A 21993-nucleotide genomic window follows, 5' to 3' on the forward strand; every position below is an offset into this window, starting at 1 on the left:
GCAGCCAACGCTTGGCGACCTCTCGCACTCACAGATTGAATGTGAACAGGCCCTAATGCAAATCAACGGAGGTCAGTCATGACGCGCATGTTCAACCCGCCGCACCCGGGCGCGGTCCTGAGGGAATATCTGGGTGAGATGACCGCGACGGAAGCAGCCATGCGCCTGGGCGTCGCCCGTGTCACGCTGCAGCGGATCGTCAATGGCGCTGCCGGCATCTCGCCGGACATGGCCTATCGACTGGCGGCAGCCTTCGGCACCAGTCCCGAGCTCTGGGCCGGGATTCAATTGCAGTATGACCTGCATGAAGCCGGCAAGCTGGCGCGTCCCGTGATCGAACGCATTACGGCATGACAATGCAAAACCGCCGGCACCTCACGATGCCAGCGGTCTTCACCAAACGCGGTCCGGGCGCCGGACGGCAGCGCCCGGCATGGGCCATCGATCAGCCCGGTACCTTGCCGTCCACGCCTTCGACGTAGAACTTGATGCCATGCAGGAAGCCGTCATCCGCCACGGCATCCTTGCCCAGCACTTCCTTGCCGGTATTGTCCTTGATCGGACCCTTCCAGATCGGCGCGCTGCCGTCGATGATGGCCTTCTTGCGCTCTTCGACCAGCGTCTTCACGTCGGCCGGCAGGTCAGGATTGAAGGCAGCCAGGTCGATGCCGTTGTCCTTCAGGCCGATCCAGCTGGTGCTGCTCTTCCAGGTGCCATCCAGCACGGCCTGCACGCGGGCGGTGTAGTACACGCCCCAGTTGATCATCGAGGCGGCCAGGTGGGCCTTGGGGCCGAAGCTGGTCATGTCGCTGTCCCAGCCGAAGGCATACACACCCTTTTCCTGCGCGGTCTGCACTACGGCGGCCGAGTCGGTGTTCTGCATGAGCACGTCCACGCCCTGACCGATCAGGGTGGTGGCCGCTTCACGTTCCTTGCCCGGGTCGAACCACTTGTTGACCCACACCACGGCAGTGGTCGCCTTCGGATTGACCGAACGTGCGCCCAGGGTGAAGGAGTCGATGTTGCGGATCACTTCCGGAATCGGCACCGAGGCCACCACGCCCAGCTTGCCGGACTTGCTCATCTTGCCCGCGACCACGCCGGCCAGGTAAGCGCCTTCATAGGTGCGCACGTCGTATTGCGCCAGGTTGTCGGCGGTCTTGAAGCCGGTGGCGTGTTCGAACTTCACGTCCGGGAATTCCTTGGCGACCTTGAGCATGGCTTCCATGTAGCCGAAGGTGGTGCCGAAGATCAGCTTGTTGCCATCGGTGGCCAGCTGGCGGAAGACGCGCTCGGCGTCGGCGGCGGATTCAGGGATGTTTTCCACGAAGGTGGTCTTGACCTTGTCGCCGAACTTCTCTTCGACCGCCTTGCGACCCTTGTCATGCGCGAAGGTCCAGCCGGCGTCACCGACCGGGCCGATGTAGACGAAGGCGACCTTCAGCGGATCAGCCGCCGGAGCAGCTGCAGCCGGCGCAGCAGCGGGCGCGGCGGCAGCAGGTTCTTCCTTCTTGCCGCAACCGATCAGGGTTGCCGCCGCCAGGGTGGCGAGCATCGTCAAGGATGCCCTGCGCGAAATCTTCATTGTGTTCTCCCTCAAGGTCAGTGGATAAATGCAGGTGCTGCTACAAAAACGACTAAACGAAATAAACGATATAAATGATATAAAAAATTTAGGAAGCCCCCGGGCGGAACGGTTTGCCCAGCGAGGCCGGCATGTTCAGGCGGATCCAGTCAGGGTTGCGCGAGATCAGCGCCAGCACCACGATGGTGGCCAGGTAAGGTGCCATCGACAGGATCTGCGAGGGCACCGTCACCCCCATGCCCTGCAGGTAGAACTGGGCGATGGTGACGCCACCGAACAGCAGCGACCCCAGCAAGACCCGTGCCGGACGCCAGGTGGCGAAGGCGGTCAGGGCCAGCGCGATCCAGCCGCGGCCGGCCACCAGGCCCTCGACCCACATCGGGGTATAGACCAGCGACATGTAGGCGCCGGCCAGGCCGCAGCAGGCGCCGCCGAACAGCAGCGCCAGATAGCGGATGCCGCGCACCGAATAACCCAGTGCGTGCGCCGATTCAGGCGACTCGCCCACCGCGCGCAAGACCAGCCCGGCGCGCGTGCGATAAAGGAACCAGATGCTGGCCAGGCACAGTGCGAAGGCGACATAGCTCATCCAGTGCTGATGGAACAGCGCCTGTCCCAGGAAGGGAATATCGCCCAGCAGCGGAATCGAATTCGGTTGCGCCGGCAGTGCCAGGCCAACGAAGCGCTGGCCCACGAACGCCGACAGGCCAGCACCGAAGATCGACAGCGCCAGGCCGGTGGCCACCTGGTTGGTGGCCAGGCGCAGCGCCAGCCAGGCAAAGAGCGTGGCCATGAGCATGCCGCACACCGCCCCGGCAGCAAATCCCAGCAGCGGGCTCTTGGTGGCATAGCCGACCGCAAAGCCGGCGATGGCCGACACCAGCATCATGCCCTCGGCGCCCAGGTTGAGCACGCCGGAGCGTTCATTGATCAACAGCCCGATGGCCGCCAGCAGCAGGGGGGTGCCGGCATTGATGGAGGCTGCGATGAGAGGAGCGAGTTGTTCCATGTCCTGTCCTGATTCCTTAGACTTTCTTTTTCCACGCCAGGCGGTAATCGATGAGCGTATCGCAGGCCAGCAGCAAGAACAGCAGCATGCCCTGGAACACCCCGGTGATGGCCGAGGGCAGCCCCAGACGCGATTGCGCCAGCTCGCCGCCCAGATACAGCAGCGACATGATCAGACCGCCGAGGATTGCCCCGATGGGATGCAGGCGTCCGATGAAGGCCACGATGATGGCCGCAAAGCCATAGCCCGGCGACACCGAGGGCAACAACTGGCCGATCGGACCGGCGATCTCGAAGGCTCCGGCCAGCCCGGCAAAGGCACCCGAAATCAGCAGCGACACCCACAAGGCCGAGCGCGCCGAGAAGCCCGCATAGCGCGCCGCATGCGGGGCCACGCCACCGACCATGAGCGAGAAGCCGCGCAGGCTGCGCATCATGAAGATCGCCATCAATACGGCCGCCACGATGGTCACCGCAAAGCCGATGTGCAGGCGCGTGCCGGATATCAGCATGGGCAACATGAATTCGCTGGAGAACACCTTGGACTGCGGGAAGTTCATGCCATTGGGATCCTTCAGCGGACCGTTCACGGCCCACATCAGTAGCAGCTGCGCCACATAGGTCAGCATCAGCGACACCAGGATCTCATTGGCATTGAACTGGTCGCGCAGGAAGGCCGTGATGGCTGCCCACAAGGCCCCGCCGATGATACCGGCCACGATCATGAGCACCAGCCCCATGCCGCCGGAGATGCCATGCCCCGGCACATCCAGCCACACCAGCATGGCCCCCGAACAGAGCGCACCGACCGTGAACTGGCCTTCGGCACCGATATTCCAGATGCTGGCGCGGAAGCACACTGCCAGCCCCAGTGCGCACAGGATCAGCGGCACCGATTTCAACAGCAGTTCGCTGATGGCGCGCTTGCCATTGAAGGGATCGACCAGGAACACCTTCAGCCCGGCCAGCGGATCCTTGCCCAGCGCCAGGAACAGCAGCGCACCGAGCAACAGCGTGGCGATGATGGCGATCACCGGCGAGAGATAGGTCATGGTCCTGGACGGCGCACCGCGCAGTTCCAGTCGCAGGGGGAAGCTCAAGCGTTCAGCCATGACGCACCTCCGTAGCGGCTGCCGCCGGTTCATCCCACAAGCCGCTCATCCACACGCCGACCTGCTCGCGCGTGGCCTGTTCAATCGGAATGGAGGGCGACAGGCGCCCCTTGGCGATGACGTGCAGGCGATCGCACAAGGCGAACAATTCATCCAGTTCTTCCGAGATCACCAGCACGGCACAACCTTCCTGTTTCAGTTTCAAGATTTCGCCATGGATCTGGGCCGCCGCGCCCACATCCACACCCCAGGTCGGCTGGGCAACCACGAAGACCGCAGGCTTGCGCTCCATTTCGCGGCCGACGATGAATTTCTGCAGATTGCCGCCCGAGAGGCTCTTGGCCGGCGCATCCGGTCCTGCCGCCTTGACCTTGAAACGCTCGATGATGGATGCCGCCGCACGGCGGGTGAAGCCGAAATCGATCATGCCGCGCTTCACGTAAGAGGCCTTCTGATGCGACAGCAGCATGTTGGCCGTCAGCGACAGAGTCGGCACGGCGCCGCGTCCCAGGCGTTCTTCCGGCACCAGGCCCAGACCCGCCGCGCGGCGCGGATTGGGCGAGAGATTGCCCACTGCCTTGCCGGCCAGCAGGATCATGTTGGGGGCGGCGCGCTGGTCTTCCCCGGACAGCGCCGCCAGCAGTTCCTGCTGGCCGTTGCCCGAGACCCCGGCGATGCCGACGATCTCACCGGCGCGCACTTCGCATTCGATGTCCTTGAGTTCGGTGGCAAACAGATGCGCCTTGGGCAGCGAGAGACGGTTCACGTGCAGCTTGCGCTCGTTGCGCAGCGAATCCGGATTGCGCTCGCGCTGCAGGCGCACCAGTTCGTCACCGATCATCATGCGCGAGAGGCTGGCGCTGCTTTCATTGCGCGGATCACAGTTGCCGGTCACGCGGCCACCGCGCATGACGGTGGCGCTGTGACACAGTGCGCGGATCTCGTCGAGCTTGTGGCTGATGTAGAGAATGCTGCAACCCTCATCGGCCAGGCGACGCAGGGTCACGAAGAGTTTCTCCACCGCCTGCGGCGTCAACACCGAGGTCGGCTCATCCAGGATCAGCAGTTGCGGTTCGGTCAGCAGGGCGCGCACGATCTCCACGCGCTGGCGCTCGCCGACCGACAAGGTATGGACGTGGCGCTGCGGTTCCAGCTCCAGGCCGTATTTTTCGCCGGTGCGGGTGATGCGTTCGGCCAGTTCCTTCAGATCGGTCCTGGCGTCCAGACCGAGGGCGATGTTCTCGGTCACGGTGAGGGTGTCGAACAGCGAGAAATGCTGGAACACCATCGCAATGCCCAGCTTGCGCGCCACCTGCGGATTGGCGATCTGTACCGCCTCTCCGTTCCAGCGGATTTCGCCGGCATCGGGCTTGACCGCGCCGAAGATGATCTTCATCAGGGTGGACTTGCCCGCACCGTTCTCCCCCAGCACGGCGTGGATCTCGCCGGGCGCCACCGCCAGGCTGACATCGTCATTGGCCAGCACGCCCGGATAGGCCTTGCGTACCTGGTTGATTTCAAGACGGAGTGGAACTGCGCTCACGTGATTTCCCTGTGGTGATGGTTGTCGTCATGTCGTATTGCAGCGGTCCGCGTGCCTGCGGCCACCGCGAGCGCCCCCGGCGGCTCGCACGCGCGACATCATAGACAAATTGCGCTGCGCCGCATACCGCTTTTGCCGGGATTTCCGCCGCGACGGCAGCGCAAAGCCGGATTTACCTCATTTTCCGCGATGCGCCCAACCGGTGGTGCGTTTCTCGATGATGGCAAAGAGCTCGTACATGGCCATGGCCATGGCACCGATCACCACCAGCCCGGCAAAGGCCAGCGGCATCTTCATCGAGGAGCCGGCCGAGACCAGCAGGTAGCCGATGCCCTGGTTGGAGGCATTCATTTCAGAGACGGTCGAGCCCACGAAGGCCAGCGTGATGGCCACCTTCAGCGAGGCAAAGAAGTAGGGCATGGAGCGCGGCAGGCCGACCTTGAGCAGGATGTCCATGCGGCGTGCACCCAGTACCCGCAACACGTCTTCCAGCTCCGGTTCCAGCGTGGCCAGGCCGGTGGCGATGTTGACCATGATCGGGAAGAAGGAAATCAGGAAGGCTGTCAGGATCGCCGGTCCCGCACCGATGCCGAACCAGACCACCAGCACCGGCACGAAAGCCGCCTTGGGCAAGGCATTGAAGGCCGTCATGAGCGGATAGGCGGCGGCATACAGCATGGGTGAAGATCCGATCACCAGGCCCAGCGTCACACCGACCACCACGGCGATGGCGAAGCCCACCATGGTGACCCAAAAGGTAGAAAGCGCGTGCTCGGTAATCGGGCCGGCGTAATCCACCATGGCCTGCAGGATGGAGGCCGGACTGGGGAAGATGAAGTCGGAGACCTGCCACACGCTGCAGATGAACTGCCACACGCCCAGGATGGCGACGAGGAGGAACCAGGGCGCCAGCGTGGTGGCGGCGCGATTGAGTTTGCCGTTGAACGGAGTTTTCATGAGTTTCCTTGGCCGGGCCGTGGGTGGTCAGGTATTGCGCACGTGGCCGATGTGCTCGCGCAGCTCATGTACCAGCGCGTTGAAGCCGTCGGTATAGGTGGTTTCCAGCGGGCAGGGGCGCGGCAGCGGATTGTCGCGTCGAACCACGATACGGCCTGGCCGCTTGCTCATCACGTAGATGGTGTCGGCCAGGAAGGCCGCCTCGCGCAGGTCGTGCGTGACCAGGATGACGTTGAAGCGGCGCTCGGCCCACAGGTCGCGCAGCACGCACCACAGTTCTTCGCGGGTGAAGGCATCGAGCGCGCCGAAGGGCTCGTCCAGCAACAGCATCTTGGGTTCATGGATCAGCGCGCGGCAGATCGAGGCACGCTGCTGCATGCCACCCGAGAGTTGCCACGGAAACTTGTCGGCATAACCGTCCAGCCCCACGGTCTTGAGCAACTTCTTTGCACGCTCGATGTATTCGGCCTTCTTTTGCTTGAAGTCGTGCCGGTAGGGCTCGACGATTTCCAGCGGCAGCAGCACGTTCTCCAGTGTCGTGCGCCACGGCAACAGGGTGGGCGCCTGAAAGGCCATGCCGACGAACTTGAGCGGCCCGCTGACCGTCTGGCCATTGATCACCACGCTGCCGCGATTGGGTTGTTTCAAGCCCGTGGCCAGTTTCATGAAGGTCGACTTGCCGCAGCCGGAGGGCCCGACGATGGCGATGAATTCACCGGCGCGGGTCTGCAGGTCGATGTCTTCCACCGCAAAGTCGGCGGCGCCATCATAGGCCAGGTAGACGTGGCGGAAATCGACGAAGGGTTCGCTCATGAATGCAGTCGGGTGAAGATGGGTTGAGTAAACGATATAAATGATTTACTTGGGGAACACGTCCAGCTCGGTCCTGGACGGCAGGAAACTGCCATTCCAGATCTTGTCGGCGTTGACGCGGGTCTTGGTGCCATAGGCGTCCGAAACCTGGGAGGCCATGAGGGTCAGGCGCGGGCCGTAGACCTGGCCATAGCCTTCCGATTTTGCGTGCGGCGTGGCGATGGCACTGGCGATGGCCAGCTTCAGGCGGCGCAGTTCCAGTTTCTCGTCAATCAGGCCGTCACGTTCCTTCAAGACCTTGATGGCCGCTTCCGGGTTGGCCATCACGTCGCGGCTGGCCTTGGCGAAGGCGCGCAGGAAGCCCTTGATGGCTTCCGGCTTGTTCCTGATCATGGTGTCGGAGGCGATGATGGCATTGCCATACAGGCGCACGCCGTAGTCCGGATACATCATCACGTTGATGTCGTCATCCTTGATGCCGCGCGCATTGAGGTTCAGCAGCGAGGTGAAGTAGAAGCCGGTGATGGCATCCACGTCGCCGCGCGCCAGCATGGTCTCGCGCAGCGGCGGGTCCATGCTGGTCCACTGTGCCTTGGCGGCGTCCAGGCCATTGGCCTTGGCAAAGATGGGATAGGCACGGCGACCGGCATCGAACACCGGTGCGCCCAGTTTCTTGCCGGCCAGATCGGCCGGTTTCTTGATGCCGGATTTCTTGAGTGAGAACACGGCCGCCGGCGTGTCGTTGTAGACCATCATGACCGCCACCGGCTTGCCAGGGGCATCGGGGTTGTTGGCCGTGAATTCCATCAGGGCGGCCATGTCGGCAAAGCCCATGTCATAGGTGCCCGAGGCCACGCGATTGACGGCGTTGCCCGAACCGTTGCCGGCGTCGATGGTGACATCCAGTTTTTCCTGCGCGAAGTAACCCTTGGACTTGGCCACCAGGAACAGGGCGGCCGGCCCTTCGAAGCGCCAGTCCAGCTGGAACTTGATCTTGGTGTCCTGCGCCTGGGCCAGCGAGGAGCTGGCGGCCAGCATGAGGCTGAAGAGGCTGATGCCGAGTTTGAAGAGCTTGCTGGATTGCACGGTGGACTTCCTTCCCTGGTCGTTTGAATGTCGGATCCCGCAGCTTCAATAGCATTTAATGTGCCAAGCCTGGGGACAGTTCGCGTCCGCGCTCCTTGCCCTGCCGTTGCAGGCGCAAGGACGTCGGCAAGAGCCGGGCCGGATGATCGACAGCACCCGTTATTTTTGTCGACAATCAAAAAATTCATTTGCAACAATTTGGTGCTTGTCTGCACCTAAGTAGAAAAAGATGCACTAAAAAAAATGGACTTGCAGGGCTGGAAGGCCGATGGTGTGCGCCTCCTGGGGGCTTTTGTCGTATCGCATCGGCTTGTTGTGATTGTCGACAATGCGAGTAGCCAAGCTGGGGAAAGTGGTGAGAGGGCTTGGGAAAGTGGCCGGACTCGGCTAGGATTGCGCCCCGGCGCGCGCGCGACCTTGACCATCGGGGCGGCAGTTCACTCGCGTTGGGCATGGCCGCGTGTCGGCCGGAGGGGCCGGTCTGGGGGCTGGCACGGGCTTTGCGTAAACGCTGCCGTCGGTGCGGGTGTCGGCAGCGCTGTCAGCAATGGGCCAGACCTGATTTGACGAAGGCAAGCACACGAGGTGTCCGGATCTCGATGCTGTGGCGGGGAGAGCGCAGTGCGCCGCAGGATGCGAACCGGGCACCGGATCAACAGCCATTTTTTTTAGACAAGCAATACAGGGAGAAACTTATGAAGAAGGGTATCAAGGGGAAGTACTGGATGATGGCGGCGGTGGTTGCTTCGTCCGCAATCAGCATGTCGGCTCATGCCTTGGACTGGTCGGACACCTCGATCGGCTACCGTTACGGCACGAAGTTTGCCGAGCCCTTCAATTCGAAGGACATCAGCAAGAACATCGTCAACCTCCAGCACTCCGATGGTTACAAGTACGGTACCAATTTCCTCAACATCGACATGCTGCTGTCGGACAACAAGAATGACAATGCCACGGAATTCTACGTCGTCTATCGCAATACCCTGGATATCGGCAAGATCAGCGGCAAGGACCTTTCCTTCGGACCGGCACGTGGTGTCGGTCTGACCCTGGGCTTTGACTGGAACACCAAGAACGACAACAGCTACGCCTCCAAGAAGCGCATGTGGGTGGTCGGTCCGACCCTGATGATGGATGTGCCTGGTTTCCTGAACGTGAGCGTGCTGGCGCTGTTCGAGAGCAACAAGCCCATCGGTGTGACGAGTCGCTACGAGTACGCTACTCACCCGATGCTGAACCTGGCCTGGGGTATCCCGCTGGGTGGTTCGGGCTGGGCCTTCGAAGGCTACATGAACTATATTGCGGCCAAGGGCAAGAACGAGTTCGGTGGTCCGACCTCGCCCGAAGTGAACTTCGATGGTCAGGTCATGTATGACCTGGGTACCTCCATGGGCTTGGGCAAGAACAAGCTGCGCGTGGGTCTGGAGTACCAGTACTGGCGCAACAAGTTCGGCAATCCGAACACTGTCGCCGGTTCGCTGGCCAAGACCCCGATGGTGCGCGCCGAGTACCACTTCTAAGCGTCCGGTCGATCCGGCTGCTTGCAGCATCATGGCGATGCCGGGTCTTCGGATCCGGCATTTTTGTTGGGCGTCCGGTGCAGTGCAAGCAGTGACATGTGAGTCGGGTGGCGATTGGCTACACTGTATAGCAGCAGGTGGGGCCGGGCGTGCTCATATTGATATGGGTGCAGACATATGCTGTCTATATGTTTGCAGGCATATGGTATCGGTCGGGCTGATATCTAATTGCTGGGTTTTGAACAGGGTGGAGGTGCGCGTGTTGCGGCCTTCGTCATCGATAGGGATTTGAGAGCGGAGCATCATGGAAGCATACTTACTTGACTGGCTCAATCTGCTGCTGCGCTGGCTGCATGTGATCACGGCGATTGCCTGGATCGGGTCTTCGTTCTACTTCGTCTGGCTGGACAACAGTCTGGTGGCACCGACCGATCCGGAGTTGAAGGAGAAGGGGGTGGGGGGCGAGTTGTGGGCGGTGCATGGGGGCGGTTTCTACAATCCGCAGAAGTATCTTCTTGCACCCAAGGTATTGCCGGAGCATCTGCACTGGTTCTATTGGGAGTCCTACAGTACGTGGCTGTCAGGCTTTGCCTTGTTCTCGCTGCTGTATCTCTTCAATGCGAACGTGTTCCTGGTGGATCGCAATGTGTTCGACATGTCGGCGTCGATGGCGGGTGGAACGGCGATTGCCTTCCTGGTCTTCAACTGGCTGATCTATGACGCGATCTGTAGCACCATCGGGGATCGGCCGGGGGCGGATCGTCTGGTCAATCTGTTGGTGGGCTTGCAGGTGATCGTGTCGGTGTGGGCGGCTTGTCATCTGTTCTCGGGGCGCGCTGCCTTCCTCATCAGCGGGGCTTCGCTGGCGACCATCATGAGCGCGAACGTGCTGGTGTGGATCATTCCGGGGCAGCGCAAGATGGTGGCTTCCATGCGAGCCGGGCAGGCGCCTGATCCAATTCACGGCAAGCGGGGCAAGCAGCGCAGCGTCCACAATACCTACTTCACTTTGCCAGTGCTGTTTGCCATGCTGTCCAATCACTACAGCATGACCTACAGCGCGCCGCATAACTGGGTGGTCTTGTTGTGCATCATGGCCGCCGGTGCCTTGATCCGGCAGTTCTTCGTGTTGCGGCACAAGGGCGTCTACAACTGGTGGTACCCGGGAATCGCCGTGGGCTTGCTGCTGGCCGTGATCCTGTGGATGAGTCCGGCCATGCAGGCCAAGCCAGCGGCCGCCGCAGCTCCTTCAGCCGACAATACATCGGCGACCGCCGCAGCCAGCAATGAACCCGTCGGATCGTTCGCTCAGGTTCAACAAGTCATCCAGGCACGCTGCATTCAGTGCCATGCCGCTCAACCTACCCTCATGCCCGTTCCCGGCAAAGGCATCTTGCTGGACTCTCCTGAACATATCTCCCAGCATGCACAACAGATTTATCAACAGGCCGTCGTGCAGAAGGCCATGCCTCTCGGGAACATGACCCATATCACCGATGATGAACGCGCCATCATCGGGAAGTGGTTTGAAAATGGTGCTCCCGTTAAGTGATGTTTGGGGTCTGGTTTGGCTTGGCGGGCTTGGTTGTTGGTTTTTTGTTTTTGGGTAGTCTGCACGGGCCTCTTTCCTGCGCTCTAGCTTAATTATTTTCTCTCTCCGGGCGGAACGGAGAAAGATAGGCATTAAGCTAGAGCGCAGAAAAGCATTCCGTGCAGACTACCCCAAACCTAAAAACCACCGCCGAACTAAAAAAGTACCGCCAAAAATTAAATCAGCGCTCCGAAAAAGGATGCGTCTTCTTCCAATGTTCAGCAATATCGATGCGTCGGCAAATCCAGACCTTGTCGTGTGACTGCACGTAATCGAGGAAGCGTTGAAGAGCACGGAATCGTCCGGGTCGTCCGAGCAGGCGGCAGTGCATCCCGATGGATAGCATCTTCGGAGCCTCTTCACCCTCTTCATAGAGCACGTCGAAACTATCCTTCAGGTACTGGTAGAAGTGCTCGCTGGTGTTGAAACCTTGCGGCGTAGCAAACCGCATGTCATTGGAGTCCAGCGTATAAGGCACCACCAGATGCGGCACCTTCACGTCGGCACTGGTTTCCACCTCCATCCAGAACGGCAGATCATCCCCGTAATAATCCGAGTCATACGCAAAGCCACCGTGTTCCACCACCAGCTGCCGCGTATTGGGCGAATCCCGCCCCGTATACCAGCCCAGCGGCGCGCTCCCGGTGAGCTCACGGAAAATCTGCACCGCCTCCTGCATATGCGCCCGCTCGGTCTCAATATCCATGTTCTGATAATGAATCCACTTCAAGCCATGGCAAGCGATCTCATGCCCCAATTCCTGGAACGCCTGGGTCACATCAGGCGAACGCTGCAAGGCCGTGGCCACGCCAAAGATCGTCATCGGCAGACCACGCTTCTCGAACTCCCGCAGGATGCGCCACACCCCCACCCGCGACCCATATTCGTAAATCGATTCCATCGACATGTGCCGCGCCGGATAAGCCGCCGCCCCCACGATCTCGGAAAGGAATTGCTCCGACGCAGGATCACCGTGCAGCACGCAATTCTCGCCGCCCTCCTCATAGTTCAGCACGAATTGCAAAGCCACCCGCGCCTGGCCAGGCCAGCGCGCATGCGGCGGGTTGCGGCCATAACCGGCCAGGTCGCGAGGATAAGTTTGTTGCTGTGACATAAGTTCTTCGTTTGGCTGTCAAGAAAAGAAATCGCAGCGCCGGACAACAGCACCGCATGGAAAATCAGACACGGGCAAAACCGCTGAGCAATCCATGATAAGCCTTGGGCAAGGGCCGCGCCCATTCACCACCCTTGGCCGTGCCCAACCCCAGTGCCACCAGCGACTCCGCCAGCTTGACCGCTGCGGTCACGCCATCGATCACCGGCGCACCAATGTCGCGGCCAATGGCCGCACACAGGTCGGCCATGCCGGCACAGCCCAGCACGATGGCCTCGGCCCCGTCCTCGGCCAGTGCCCGCCGACACTCCTCGGTAATGCGCGCCCGCGCATCGGACGCCGGATTCTCCAGCTCCAGCACCGCAATCTCGCAGGCCCGCACCTTACGGCAAAAACGCTGCATGCCGTAACGCTCGGCCAGATGCCAGGCCATGCCGCTGGTGCGCGCCAGCGTGGTCACCACCGAGAAGGAGGGCGCGACCAGGCTGGCCATGTGCATCGCCGCTTCCGCAATCCCGATCACCGGTCCCCGCGCCAGCTCACGCGCCGCTGACAAACCAGGATCGCCGAAACAGGCAATCACGTAGGCATCCACGCCCTCGCGCTCACCCCGCTCGATTTCCTGCAGCAGCCCCGGCACGGCCAGCGCCTCGTCATAGTGGCTCTCGATCGAGGCCGGTCCCATCTGCGGACTCACGCCCATGATCTCGGTGCCGGGGGCCGCCACCTGGCGGGCACAGGCCGTCATGGCCTCGGTCATGCTCATGGTGGTGTTGGGATTGATCAGCTTGATGCGCATGCTTGTTCCTTGATGCAATGAAGTCCAGGTCAGCGACGCTCAGCGCTTGCGCGCGAACATCAGGTAAAACACCGCGCCCAGCGCCGCACCGATGAACCAGGAGAAGTCCGCTGCTTTACGCAGCTGCGGCAGCATCACGCAGGCCACGCAGACGGCAGCGGCCAGCACCAGCGCCTTGACCGCATCACGGTTGACGCCATTGGTGTACCAGTAGCGGCCTTCAGGACGCATGGTGTAGAGATCCTCGACCTTCACCTGACGCTGCTTGACCAGGTAGTAGTCCGACAGCAGGATGCCGTACAGCGGGCCAATGAAGCCCCCCAGCACATCGAGCGTGTAATGGATCACTTCCGGGTTGCCGAACAGGTTCCAGGGCGTGATGAAGATCGACGCGGTGGCCGCGATCATGCCGCCGGCACGCCAGCTGATGCGGCTGGGCGAGAGATTGGAAAAGTCGAACGCCGCCGAGACGAAATTGGCCACGATGTTGATGCCAATGGTGGCCGTCAGGAAGGTCAGCGCGCCAATCACCGCAGCCGTGGTGCTGTCGATGCGCGAGACCGTTTCCACCGGGTCGGTGATCAGTTCACCGAACACGGCAATGGTGGCCGAAGTGGTCACCACCGTTACTATCGAGAACGCCAGGAAGTTGACCGGCAGGCCCCAGAAGTTGCCGCGCTTCACATCGGCGAAAGTATGGCAGTAGCGGGAGAAGTCGCCGAAGTTGAGCATCGGCCCCGAGAAATAGGACACCACCAGCGAGATGGCCGTAATCATCACCGAGACTGCCGCCCAGCCGCTGTACTTGATCTCGCCCAGGTTCAGGCCGACGTTCTGCCAGCCGGCCTTGTAGATCATCCAGCCGGCCAGGATGAACATGACCACATAGACCGCCGGACCGGCAAAGTCGATGAACTTCTTGATGGTTTCCATGCCGTTCCAGAACACCAGCGCCTGCAGCACCCACAGCAGCAGGAAGCCGCCCCAGCCGAGCGTAGAGAGACCGGCGAAGGAATGCACGTGAACATCGGCATAGGGCTTCAGTTCAGGGAAGAACTTCAGCACCACCACCACGAAGGCGGCCGAGGCCAGGTAGGTCTGGATGCCGTACCAGGCCACCGCGATCAGGCCGCGGATCATGGCAGGGACGTTGGCACCCAGGACGCCAAAGGACAGCCGGCTCATCACCGGATAGGGCACGCCATGCGCCTGGCTGGGACGCGCCACCAGATTGCACAGCAGATAGACGATGCTGATGCCGATGAGCAGCGAGATCAGCACCTGCCAGCTGGTCAGGCCCAGTGCGAACAGGCTGCCGGCAAAGACGTAGCCGCCCACGCTGTGCACGTCGGACATCCAGAAGGCAAAGATGTTGTAGGAACCCCAGGTCTGCTTCTTCAGCGGGGCAAGGTCTTCATTGATCAGGCGCGCGTCGTCGGCGCCGGCGATATAGGCGCCGGGTGCAGCGGAGGGGGAAGCATCGGTAGTCATGGCCGGTCTCCATCAAAGAGAAAGGGTGGGGCGAAACGAATCACGCCCGGCCTCAGCCGGGCTGTTCAACGGACTTCCTGCATGCTCTTGTCGGCATGGTGGTGGTCACACGGTCTGCATCGAGCCGCGCGACGTGGCCCTGTTCTGTTTCTCACTTCCTTCTTCCATCTTCCTGACGCTTCCTGTCGGAAAGGTCAGGGTGTGCGCGCCGGCCCGTGGGTCACAGTCCCTTGCCGAGCACGGCGCGCAGATCGAACTGATCATCCGCATCCGGCCGCACCCGGTCCTCGCACAAATGCAAGTGATGTGCCATATGCGACTGGGCAGCGGCAACGTCACCTTTTTCCAGCGCTTCCAGCACGGTCTCGTGTTCATCGAAGGAGCAGGCGTTGTGGCCCGGTGCCTCCGTCTTGGCGATCATCAGCGTGGTGCGCGAGACCAGCTTGCGCAGCGTCTCCACCAGCAGCGCATTGCCGGTCAGCTCCGCCAGCGCCAGGTGGAACTGGGCGGAAAGCCGGATCCAGCGCGGCCGGTCACCGTTGAGGTAACAATCCCGCTCCTCTTCCACCATGCGCCGCAAGCCGGCAATCTGGCGCGTACCGGCCTCGCGTCCGACCTTCTCCAGCACTGCGTGTTCGAGGATGTTGCGCAGCTCGAACATGTCGCGCACCTCGGCATGCGAAGGACTGGCGATGAAGGCGCCACGGTTGGCCTCCAGATCGACCATGCCCTCCGAGGCCAGGCGCGAGAGTACCTTGCGCACCGTGTGGCGGGCCGTATCGTAGATCTGGCACAGGGTCTGCTCGGTCAACTTGGTTCGCGGCGGCAGCCGATGTTCCATGATGGCGTCGTAGATGTCCTGGTACATCCTTTCCTCCACCGCGCCCGTACTTTCGCGCTCGCGCGCACTGGCACGCGCCGGGGCGGCAGGGGAGCGTGCGGTTTTGCTGGCTTTGTTCATGATGCTCATGCTCTGGCTGGAATGACTATCGGGAGGGTCTTGCCGGTCAACAACGAGGCGCATGGATCGTCAACAATCTGAAAAAATATTTGCAACAAAATGGGGCTCATTCTGCACCAAAAAGAGAGGCGTGTGACCCGCTTTGGGTCAGCGCAGGCAAGACTTTCGATGCTGCGGCGCAGCGCCGATAACGCAATCTTCCCTTGTAGCCAATAGTGGAGCCCATGCTGCATGGCGTAATCTTTATTTCAGAAATTGTTGTCAATCTGTGTGTTCGATTGCGGCAAAAATGTGTGGTCAATGGCGCAGGAGGTGCGCCGCAAAACGGCGTCCGGACCGTTGCCAATCCCCACGCACACTCATGCAAGAAGTGTGCTTGACCGTCGGGGATGCGAAAACGCCCGGCGCAGGGCCGGGCGTGGTGATTGACGACGTGGCTTGCTCAGTGGCTGGCGGCGTACTGTTCCAGCTCCTGATGCAGGGTGGTCTTGTCTTCGTCGGAGAGGAAGCAGGCATCGATGCCATTGCGGGCCAGTTGCAGCACCTGCTCGCGCGAGAGGTTCAGCGCGCGGGTGACGGCGTGGTAATTGGCGTTCATGTAGCCGCCGAAGTAGGCCGGGTCGTCGGAGTTGACGGTTACGGCCAGGCCGGCATCGAGCAGGCGTGCCAGGTTGTGTTCGGCCATGTCCTTGACCACGCACAGCTTGAGGTTGGACAGCGGGCACACCGTCAGCGGGGTGCGCTGTTGCGCCAGGCGCTGCATCAGGGCCGGATCTTCCTCGCTGCGCACGCCGTGGTCGATGCGTTCGACGTGCAGCACGTCGAGTGCGCCGATCACGTAGGCGGCCGGACCTTCTTCACCGGCATGGGCCACCAGGCGCAAGCCCAGTTCGCGGCAGCGCGCGTAGACGCGTTCGAACTTCTCCGGCGGGTTGCCGCGTTCGGAAGAATCCAGGCCGATGCCCAGCCACAGGTCGGCGTATTGCTCACGCAGCGGCAGTGCCGCTTCCAGGGTGGCGAAGGCGTCCTCTTCCGAGAGGTGGCGCAGGAAGGACATGATCATGACGCTACCGAAACCATCGCGGCGGCGCGCATCGCGCAGGGCGGCGGCGATGCCGGCGAATACGGTGGCAATGGGAATGCCGCGCTCGGTATGGGTTTGCGGATCGAAGAAGATCTCGGCATGGCGCACGTTGTCGGCTTGCGCACGTGCGATGTAGGCGGCGGTCATGTCGTAGAAGTCCTGCTCGGTGCGCAGCACGTTGGCACCAGCGTAGTACAGATCGAGGAAGGACTGCAGGTCGCTGAAGTTGTAGGCCGCACGCAGGTCCTCTACCGAGGCGTAGGGCAGGGCGACGTTGTTGCGCTGGGCCAGGGCGAACATCAGCTCGGGTTCCAGCGTGCCTTCGATGTGCAGGTGCAGTTCGGTTTTCGGCAGACCGGCGATGAAACCGTCCAGCGCGGCGCCGGTAGCGGAGGAAGAAATGACAGCTGAGCTCATGGAAACGACCCTTCAAAAATGGCAGAAACAGGGAAGGCGTGCGCAGGGAGAGTGTTCCTTGGCACCGCGCGACACCTCGCCGCGCCAGCATAGCCGCCTTCCGGACCCCGCATTATCACGCAAATCGCATACCTGGCTCCACAAAGCCAAAGGCCGTCAGGTCACTGAACCAAATGAGGTGCCATGGGCTCTGAGCAGCAGTGCTGTGCCTCCCGCGGGGCGGGACTTTGGCCGGGATGCAACTAAATCTCGCCAGCATCGGGCCAGCCATGTTTAAATGCTAAGCTTCTTGGGGGAAACGAATGCGCAAGTCGATCACGCAAAGCATGCAGTGGGTCTTGGGTGGCGCCGTACTGGCGGCCATGGCGGGCTGTTCCATGATGCCGTGGACGGATCCCGAGGACCCGACGGTCGTGCCTTACAAGACTGTCCTGAGCGGTTCGTATCAGGGGTTCCTGAAGAACTGGGATGAGCAGCGCCAGCCGGTCTTCTGCGCCCTCATCCGCAGCCGCGCCGACTGGGACCGCTGGATGCAGCCGGCACCGGTGATGGAGGACAAGCGCCCCTTCGGTCCCTCGGCCGATCATTTCGAACGCAAGCAATATCTGGTGGTGGCGCGCAGCATGACCGCTCCGGATGCGGCCGAGCGTCCACACATCTTCACCCCGCTGTCGGTGCGTTTGCGCGATGGCTCCCTGCGCCTGAACTATCTCTACCGCGCACCTGCTTCGGGTGCCTCGTACCGCGTCAAGGACTATCTGATGGTGTCCATTCCCAAGGACCGGTTCACTACGGGGCCGGTGGTGTTTTATGAGAATGACAGCAAGGTGTGTGAAGTGGCACGGTGATATCCCGGCTCTTCTCCAGGGGGAGGCTGCATGCTCCCCGACCAAGAATGAAAAAGCCGAAGGCAAAACATGCCTTCGGCTTTTTTCTGACGATCTTTCGGCTGCCGCTTCAAGCCCCCTGCGTCATCCCGATGAACTGCTGCAATTCCGGCGTCTTGGGATTGCCGAACAATTCTTCCGGCGGTCCGATTTCATGCACCTTGCCCTGGTGCATGAACACCAGGCGGTTGCACACCTCGCGTGCAAAACGCATCTCGTGCGTCACCATCAGCAGCGTCATGCCTTCCTTGGCCAGGCCGCGCATGACGGTGAGTACTTCGTTGACCAGTTCCGGATCCAGCGCCGAAGTGATCTCGTCACATAGCAGCGCCTGAGGATTCATCGACAGCGCACGCGCAATCGCCACGCGCTGCTGCTGGCCGCCGGAGAGTTGATCCGGATAGGCATCGAACTTGTGACCCAGTCCGACCTTCTCCAGATTGGCCTTGGCAATGGCCATGGCCTCGGCTTCGGTCGTGCCCTTGACGATCATCGGCGCAATCATCACGTTGCGACCCACCGAGAGGTGCGGGAACAGGTTGAACTGCTGGAAGATCATGCCGACCTTCAGGCGCAGGTTGCGCAGTTCCAGTTCACTCGCCCCCAGCTTGGCACCGGCCACGCTGATGTTGCCTTCGTCGATGCTCTCCAGGCCGTTGATGCAGCGCAGGAGGGTGGATTTGCCCGAGCCGCTCTTGCCGATGATGGCGATCACTTCACCCGGTTCGACGTCCAGGCTGATGCCTTTGAGGACTTCGTTGTCGCCGAAGCGTTTCTTGACGTTGTCAATGGCGATGAGCGGCATTGTATTTCCTTTCTAAAGACTGGCTGTACTTGGACAGCGGCCAGCAAAGCACGAAGTAGAAGGCACCCACGATGGCAAACACCGTGAAGGGGCGGAAGGTGGCGTTGGTGATGACGGTGCCGGCCTTGGACAATTCGATGAAGCCGATGATGGAGGTCACCGCAGTGGACTTGATGATTTGCACGCCAAATCCCACCGTCGGTGCAATCGCAATGCGGAAAGCCTGCGGCAGCACGATGTAGCGCATCTGCTGGAAGTAACCCATGGCCAGCACCGAGGAGGCTTCCCACTGCCCCTTGGGAATGGCTTCCACGCAGCCGCGCCAGATCTCGGCCAGATAGGAGGCGCTCCAGCACATCAGCGCCAGTCCCGCCGCCAGCCAGGCAGGCACTTCGAGACCGAACAACGCGATGCCGAAGAACACCAGGAACAACTGCATCAGCAGCGGCGTGCCCTGGAACAGTTCGATGTAGAGCCGCGCCGTCATGCGCAGCCAGCTCTGGCGCGAGGTGCGCATGAACAGGATGATCAGGCCCAGCGTGCCGCCGAGCAGAAAGGTGACCAGTGACAGGAGAATGGTCCAGCGCCACGCCAGCATCAGGTTGCGGACGATGTCCCAGGTGGTAAACGAGATCATGCGGACCTCCGGGCAGTGATGAAGTAGTTGCCGATCAGGCGCAGCAGCTGGCGCAGCAGGATGGCCAGCACCAGGTAGAGGGCGGTGGCGACGATGTAGGCTTCGAAGGCGCGGAAGTTGCGGCCCTGGATGTAGTTGGCCGCGAAGGACAATTCTTCCACCGCGATCTGCGAACACACGGCCGAGCCCAGCATGACGATCACCACCTGCGAAGACAGTGCCGGCCAGATCTTCTGCAGCGCCGGACGCAGGATGATGTGGCGGAAGATCTGCCCGCGCGACATCGACAGCGATTGCGCCGCCTCGATCTGTCCGCGCGGAATCGCCTGCACCCCGGCACGAATGATTTCGGTGCTGTAGGCACCCAGGTTGATCACCATGGCCAGGATCGCCGCCGTGATTTCACTGATGTGGATGTCCAGCGAAGGCAGACCGAAGAAGATGAAGAACAACTGCACCAGGAAGGGCGTATTGCGGATGATCTCCACATAGCCGCTGACGATGGGTTTGAGCCAGCCCGGCCCCTGCGTGCGCGCCCAGGCACCGAAGATGCCCACGGCCACGCCCAGCACGCCGCCGATGGCGATGAGCTCGATGGTGGTCGCCACTCCCTTGACGATGACGTCGGTGTAGTCGAGCGTGGAAAGAAAATCGAATTGATAAGCCATGATGTCGTGTCTGCCCTGCCTCGAAAATGCTGCGTTTGCCGGGTTGTCCGCCTGCCTGCTGCCTGGATCAAACTGTATTGCTGCTGTATTGCTGCTGTATTGCGGAGGTATCGCTACTATATTTTTACTGTACTGCTACTGTATTGCTGTCGTGTCGAGACTGTACCGGAGCTCTTTGGCCACTGTATTGCTGCACCCCCCGAGGTGTGCAGCAATACGGCAATACGGCAATACAGCAAATTACAGGCCAGCCGGCAGGGGCAGGCCCAGCCACTTCTGCGAGATGGCGTTGAGGCTGCCATCCTTCTTGGCTTCGGCCAGGATGGCATCGACCTTGTCCTGCAGCTTCTTCTCACCCTTGTTCAGACCGATGAAGCAAGGCGAATCCTTGATCAGGAACTTGGTCTCGGGCTTCTTGGGCGGGTTCTTGGCGATGATGGCGGCAGCCACCACGTTGCCGGTGGCCACCAGCTGCACCTGACCGGAGAGGAAGGAACTGATGGTGCTGTTGTTGTCCTCGTAGCGCTTCACGGTGGCCGAGGCGGGCACGATCTTGGTCAGTTCCAGGTCTTCCACCGAGCCACGGGTCACCGCAATGGTCTTGCCGGCCAGATCGGCTGCACTCTTGACGGGCAGGTCGGCCGGGCCGAAGACACCATTGAAGAAGGGAGCATAGGCAGTGCTGAAGTCGATCACCTTTTCACGCTCGGCATTCTTGCCCATGCTGGAGATGACCAGGTCGACCTTTTTGGTGGTCAGGTAGGGAATGCGGTTGGCGCTGGAGACCGGGATCAGTTCGACCTTCACGCCCATCTTCTTGGCGATCAGGGTGGCCACGTCAATGTCGAGACCCTGCGGCTTGAGGTCGCTGTCGACCGAGCCGAACGGCGGGAAGTCCGCCGGCACCGCCACGCGCAGCGTGCCGTGCTTCTGGATATCGTCCAGGGCGTCGGCACGGGCGGCCGAAGCGGAGAACATCATGGCGCCGGCCATCAGGCCGAGCAGGAGTTTGGTCAGTTTCATAGCAGTTTCCCTTGGTTGACTACGTTGATGAGTGGCCCGTGCGATGCGCTGGCTAAGGCCGTTTGTTTTCCTGACGCGTTGGTCCGCTCTCGCCGGCGGCCCCCTGCCGCGAGACGGACGCCAGCGCCTGCCGCAGCGGTTCCAGCGGATCGCTGCTGCGCACCTGGGTGAGCCCTGATTCCACGTGTTGCAGGTGGTCCTGCATCAGTTGCTCCGCCTGTTCCAGATCGCCGCGCTCCAGCGCCTGGACGATCAATACATGTTCCGAACACGAATCCTCGGCCTGTTCCGACGACTGGTGCAGCATGGCCGTGAGCGTGGTGCGTGCGGTCAGGTCGCGCAGCGTCTCCGACAGCAGCGAGTTGCCCAGGCATTCGCACAGGCAGACATGGAAGTCGCCCAGCAGATAACTGCGTGCTCCCACGTCGGCCCCGGCAATGGCGGCCTCCTCGCGTGCAATGTGATCGCGCAGCTGGCCGATGGCCTGGGCACTGATGGGGCGCACACGCGCCTGGCGCAGCAGGCCCAGCTCGATCACGCGGCGCGCCTCGAAGGCTTCACGCGCCTGTTCGGCAGTCGGCTCGATGACGAACCAGCCGCGCCGCGCACTGACGGTGACGATGCCGCGCGCCATGAGCCGGGTCAGCGCTTCGCGTACCTGGGTGCGCGAGACGCTGAACAGGTCGGCCAGTTGCTGTTCGCCCAACCGGGTCCCCGGCGCCAGTTGCTTGGCGAGGATGGCCTCGGTGATGCGGACCGCAATCTGCGACGACGACTTGGCGGAAGGATCGATGCTCATGAGCTCTCATCAGCAAGTTGTGTGCCACACTGATATACAAGATTGGCATACAACAAGCCGCGACGATTATTGGCGGCCAGAGGTCGATGTGGC

General features: G+C 61.6%; 21 protein-coding genes. 4 read left to right on the forward strand and 17 right to left on the reverse strand.

The annotated features are described in order from the left end of the window. Positions 1-78: 78 nt before the first annotated feature. Positions 79-354, forward strand: coding sequence for a HigA family addiction module antitoxin (locus tag HNO82_RS19845; RefSeq protein WP_175344857.1), 276 nt, complete (start codon positions 79-81; stop codon positions 352-354). 91 nt (positions 355-445) lie between these two features. On the opposite strand, the gene HNO82_RS19850 is transcribed toward HNO82_RS19845, so the two are convergent. The 7 genes from HNO82_RS19850 to HNO82_RS19880 form a co-directional block, all read right to left on the reverse strand. Then, a complete protein-coding gene (locus HNO82_RS19850) occupies positions 446-1585 on the reverse strand; it encodes a BMP family ABC transporter substrate-binding protein (protein ID WP_008332774.1) in 1140 nt (379 codons plus the stop codon). Between the two features lie 88 nt (positions 1586-1673). Then, on the reverse strand, positions 1674-2594 hold the full coding sequence (locus HNO82_RS19855) for an ABC transporter permease (RefSeq protein ID WP_008332772.1): 921 nt from the start codon (positions 2592-2594) through the stop codon (positions 1674-1676). A 16-nt stretch (positions 2595-2610) separates the two neighbouring features. Beyond that, complete coding sequence (locus HNO82_RS19860; protein ID WP_175344858.1) at positions 2611-3705, reverse strand: ABC transporter permease; 1095 nt, start codon at positions 3703-3705, stop codon at positions 2611-2613. Next, positions 3698-5248: an ABC transporter ATP-binding protein gene (locus HNO82_RS19865; RefSeq protein WP_175344859.1), complete on the reverse strand. Its 1551-nt coding sequence runs from the start codon at positions 5246-5248 to the stop codon at positions 3698-3700. Before HNO82_RS19865 ends, HNO82_RS19860 begins: the two co-directional genes overlap by 8 nt. Positions 5249-5425: 177 nt before the next feature. Beyond that, positions 5426-6205, reverse strand: a complete 780-nt coding sequence (locus HNO82_RS19870; RefSeq protein WP_008332768.1) for an ABC transporter permease — start codon at positions 6203-6205, stop codon at positions 5426-5428. Positions 6206-6232: 27 nt separating this feature from the next. Continuing rightward, positions 6233-7018, reverse strand: coding sequence for an ABC transporter ATP-binding protein (locus HNO82_RS19875; protein ID WP_008332765.1), 786 nt, complete (start codon positions 7016-7018; stop codon positions 6233-6235). Between the two features lie 45 nt (positions 7019-7063). After that, positions 7064-8104 carry an ABC transporter substrate-binding protein gene (locus HNO82_RS19880; protein ID WP_175344860.1) on the reverse strand — a complete coding sequence of 347 codons (1041 nt, stop codon included), beginning with the start codon at positions 8102-8104 and terminating at the stop codon, positions 7064-7066. 695 nt (positions 8105-8799) lie between these two features. Between HNO82_RS19880 and HNO82_RS19885 the strand changes: the two genes are divergently transcribed. Then, positions 8800-9624 carry an outer envelope protein gene (locus HNO82_RS19885; RefSeq protein WP_034351360.1) on the forward strand — a complete coding sequence of 275 codons (825 nt, stop codon included), beginning with the start codon at positions 8800-8802 and terminating at the stop codon, positions 9622-9624. A gap of 304 nt (positions 9625-9928) precedes the next feature. Further along, positions 9929-11176: a urate hydroxylase PuuD gene (locus HNO82_RS19890; protein WP_175344861.1), complete on the forward strand. Its 1248-nt coding sequence runs from the start codon at positions 9929-9931 to the stop codon at positions 11174-11176. A 220-nt stretch (positions 11177-11396) separates the two neighbouring features. On the opposite strand, the gene puuE is transcribed toward HNO82_RS19890, so the two are convergent. The 5 genes from puuE to HNO82_RS19915 form a co-directional block, all read right to left on the reverse strand. Next, a complete protein-coding gene (gene puuE / locus HNO82_RS19895; RefSeq protein WP_008332755.1) occupies positions 11397-12329 on the reverse strand; it encodes an allantoinase PuuE in 933 nt (310 codons plus the stop codon). A 64-nt stretch (positions 12330-12393) separates the two neighbouring features. Beyond that, entirely contained in the window at positions 12394-13128 is a 735-nt protein-coding gene (locus tag HNO82_RS19900) for an aspartate/glutamate racemase family protein (RefSeq protein ID WP_175344862.1), read from the reverse strand. A 39-nt stretch (positions 13129-13167) separates the two neighbouring features. Continuing rightward, complete coding sequence (locus tag HNO82_RS19905; protein ID WP_008332751.1) at positions 13168-14619, reverse strand: NCS1 family nucleobase:cation symporter-1; 1452 nt, start codon at positions 14617-14619, stop codon at positions 13168-13170. A 220-nt stretch (positions 14620-14839) separates the two neighbouring features. Then, positions 14840-15580 carry a GntR family transcriptional regulator gene (locus HNO82_RS19910; RefSeq protein WP_008332749.1) on the reverse strand — a complete coding sequence of 247 codons (741 nt, stop codon included), beginning with the start codon at positions 15578-15580 and terminating at the stop codon, positions 14840-14842. Positions 15581-16022: 442 nt separating this feature from the next. After that, the gene (locus HNO82_RS19915; RefSeq protein WP_175344863.1) at positions 16023-17081 is read right to left on the reverse strand and encodes an adenosine deaminase; all 1059 of its coding nucleotides are present in this window, start codon (positions 17079-17081) and stop codon (positions 16023-16025) included. A 302-nt stretch (positions 17082-17383) separates the two neighbouring features. Between HNO82_RS19915 and HNO82_RS19920 the strand changes: the two genes are divergently transcribed. Next, complete coding sequence (locus tag HNO82_RS19920) at positions 17384-17929, forward strand: hypothetical protein (protein ID WP_175344864.1); 546 nt, start codon at positions 17384-17386, stop codon at positions 17927-17929. Positions 17930-18038: 109 nt separating this feature from the next. On the opposite strand, the gene HNO82_RS19925 is transcribed toward HNO82_RS19920, so the two are convergent. The 5 genes from HNO82_RS19925 to HNO82_RS19945 form a co-directional block, all read right to left on the reverse strand. Further along, on the reverse strand, positions 18039-18773 hold the full coding sequence (locus HNO82_RS19925; RefSeq protein WP_008332735.1) for an amino acid ABC transporter ATP-binding protein: 735 nt from the start codon (positions 18771-18773) through the stop codon (positions 18039-18041). Further along, entirely contained in the window at positions 18754-19410 is a 657-nt protein-coding gene (locus tag HNO82_RS19930) for an amino acid ABC transporter permease (protein WP_008332734.1), read from the reverse strand. The genes HNO82_RS19925 and HNO82_RS19930 overlap by 20 nt, the downstream gene beginning before the upstream one ends. Further along, positions 19407-20078, reverse strand: a complete 672-nt coding sequence (locus HNO82_RS19935) for an amino acid ABC transporter permease (protein WP_008332733.1) — start codon at positions 20076-20078, stop codon at positions 19407-19409. Before HNO82_RS19935 ends, HNO82_RS19930 begins: the two co-directional genes overlap by 4 nt. A gap of 240 nt (positions 20079-20318) precedes the next feature. Continuing rightward, a complete protein-coding gene (locus HNO82_RS19940; protein WP_008332732.1) occupies positions 20319-21101 on the reverse strand; it encodes a transporter substrate-binding domain-containing protein in 783 nt (260 codons plus the stop codon). 52 nt (positions 21102-21153) lie between these two features. Next, on the reverse strand, positions 21154-21900 hold the full coding sequence (locus tag HNO82_RS19945) for a GntR family transcriptional regulator (RefSeq protein ID WP_008332731.1): 747 nt from the start codon (positions 21898-21900) through the stop codon (positions 21154-21156). Between the last annotated feature and the right edge of the window lie 93 nt (positions 21901-21993).

Source organism: Herbaspirillum sp. C9C3 (assembly GCF_013359625.1).
Lineage (GTDB): Bacteria > Pseudomonadota > Gammaproteobacteria > Burkholderiales > Burkholderiaceae_D > Herbaspirillum.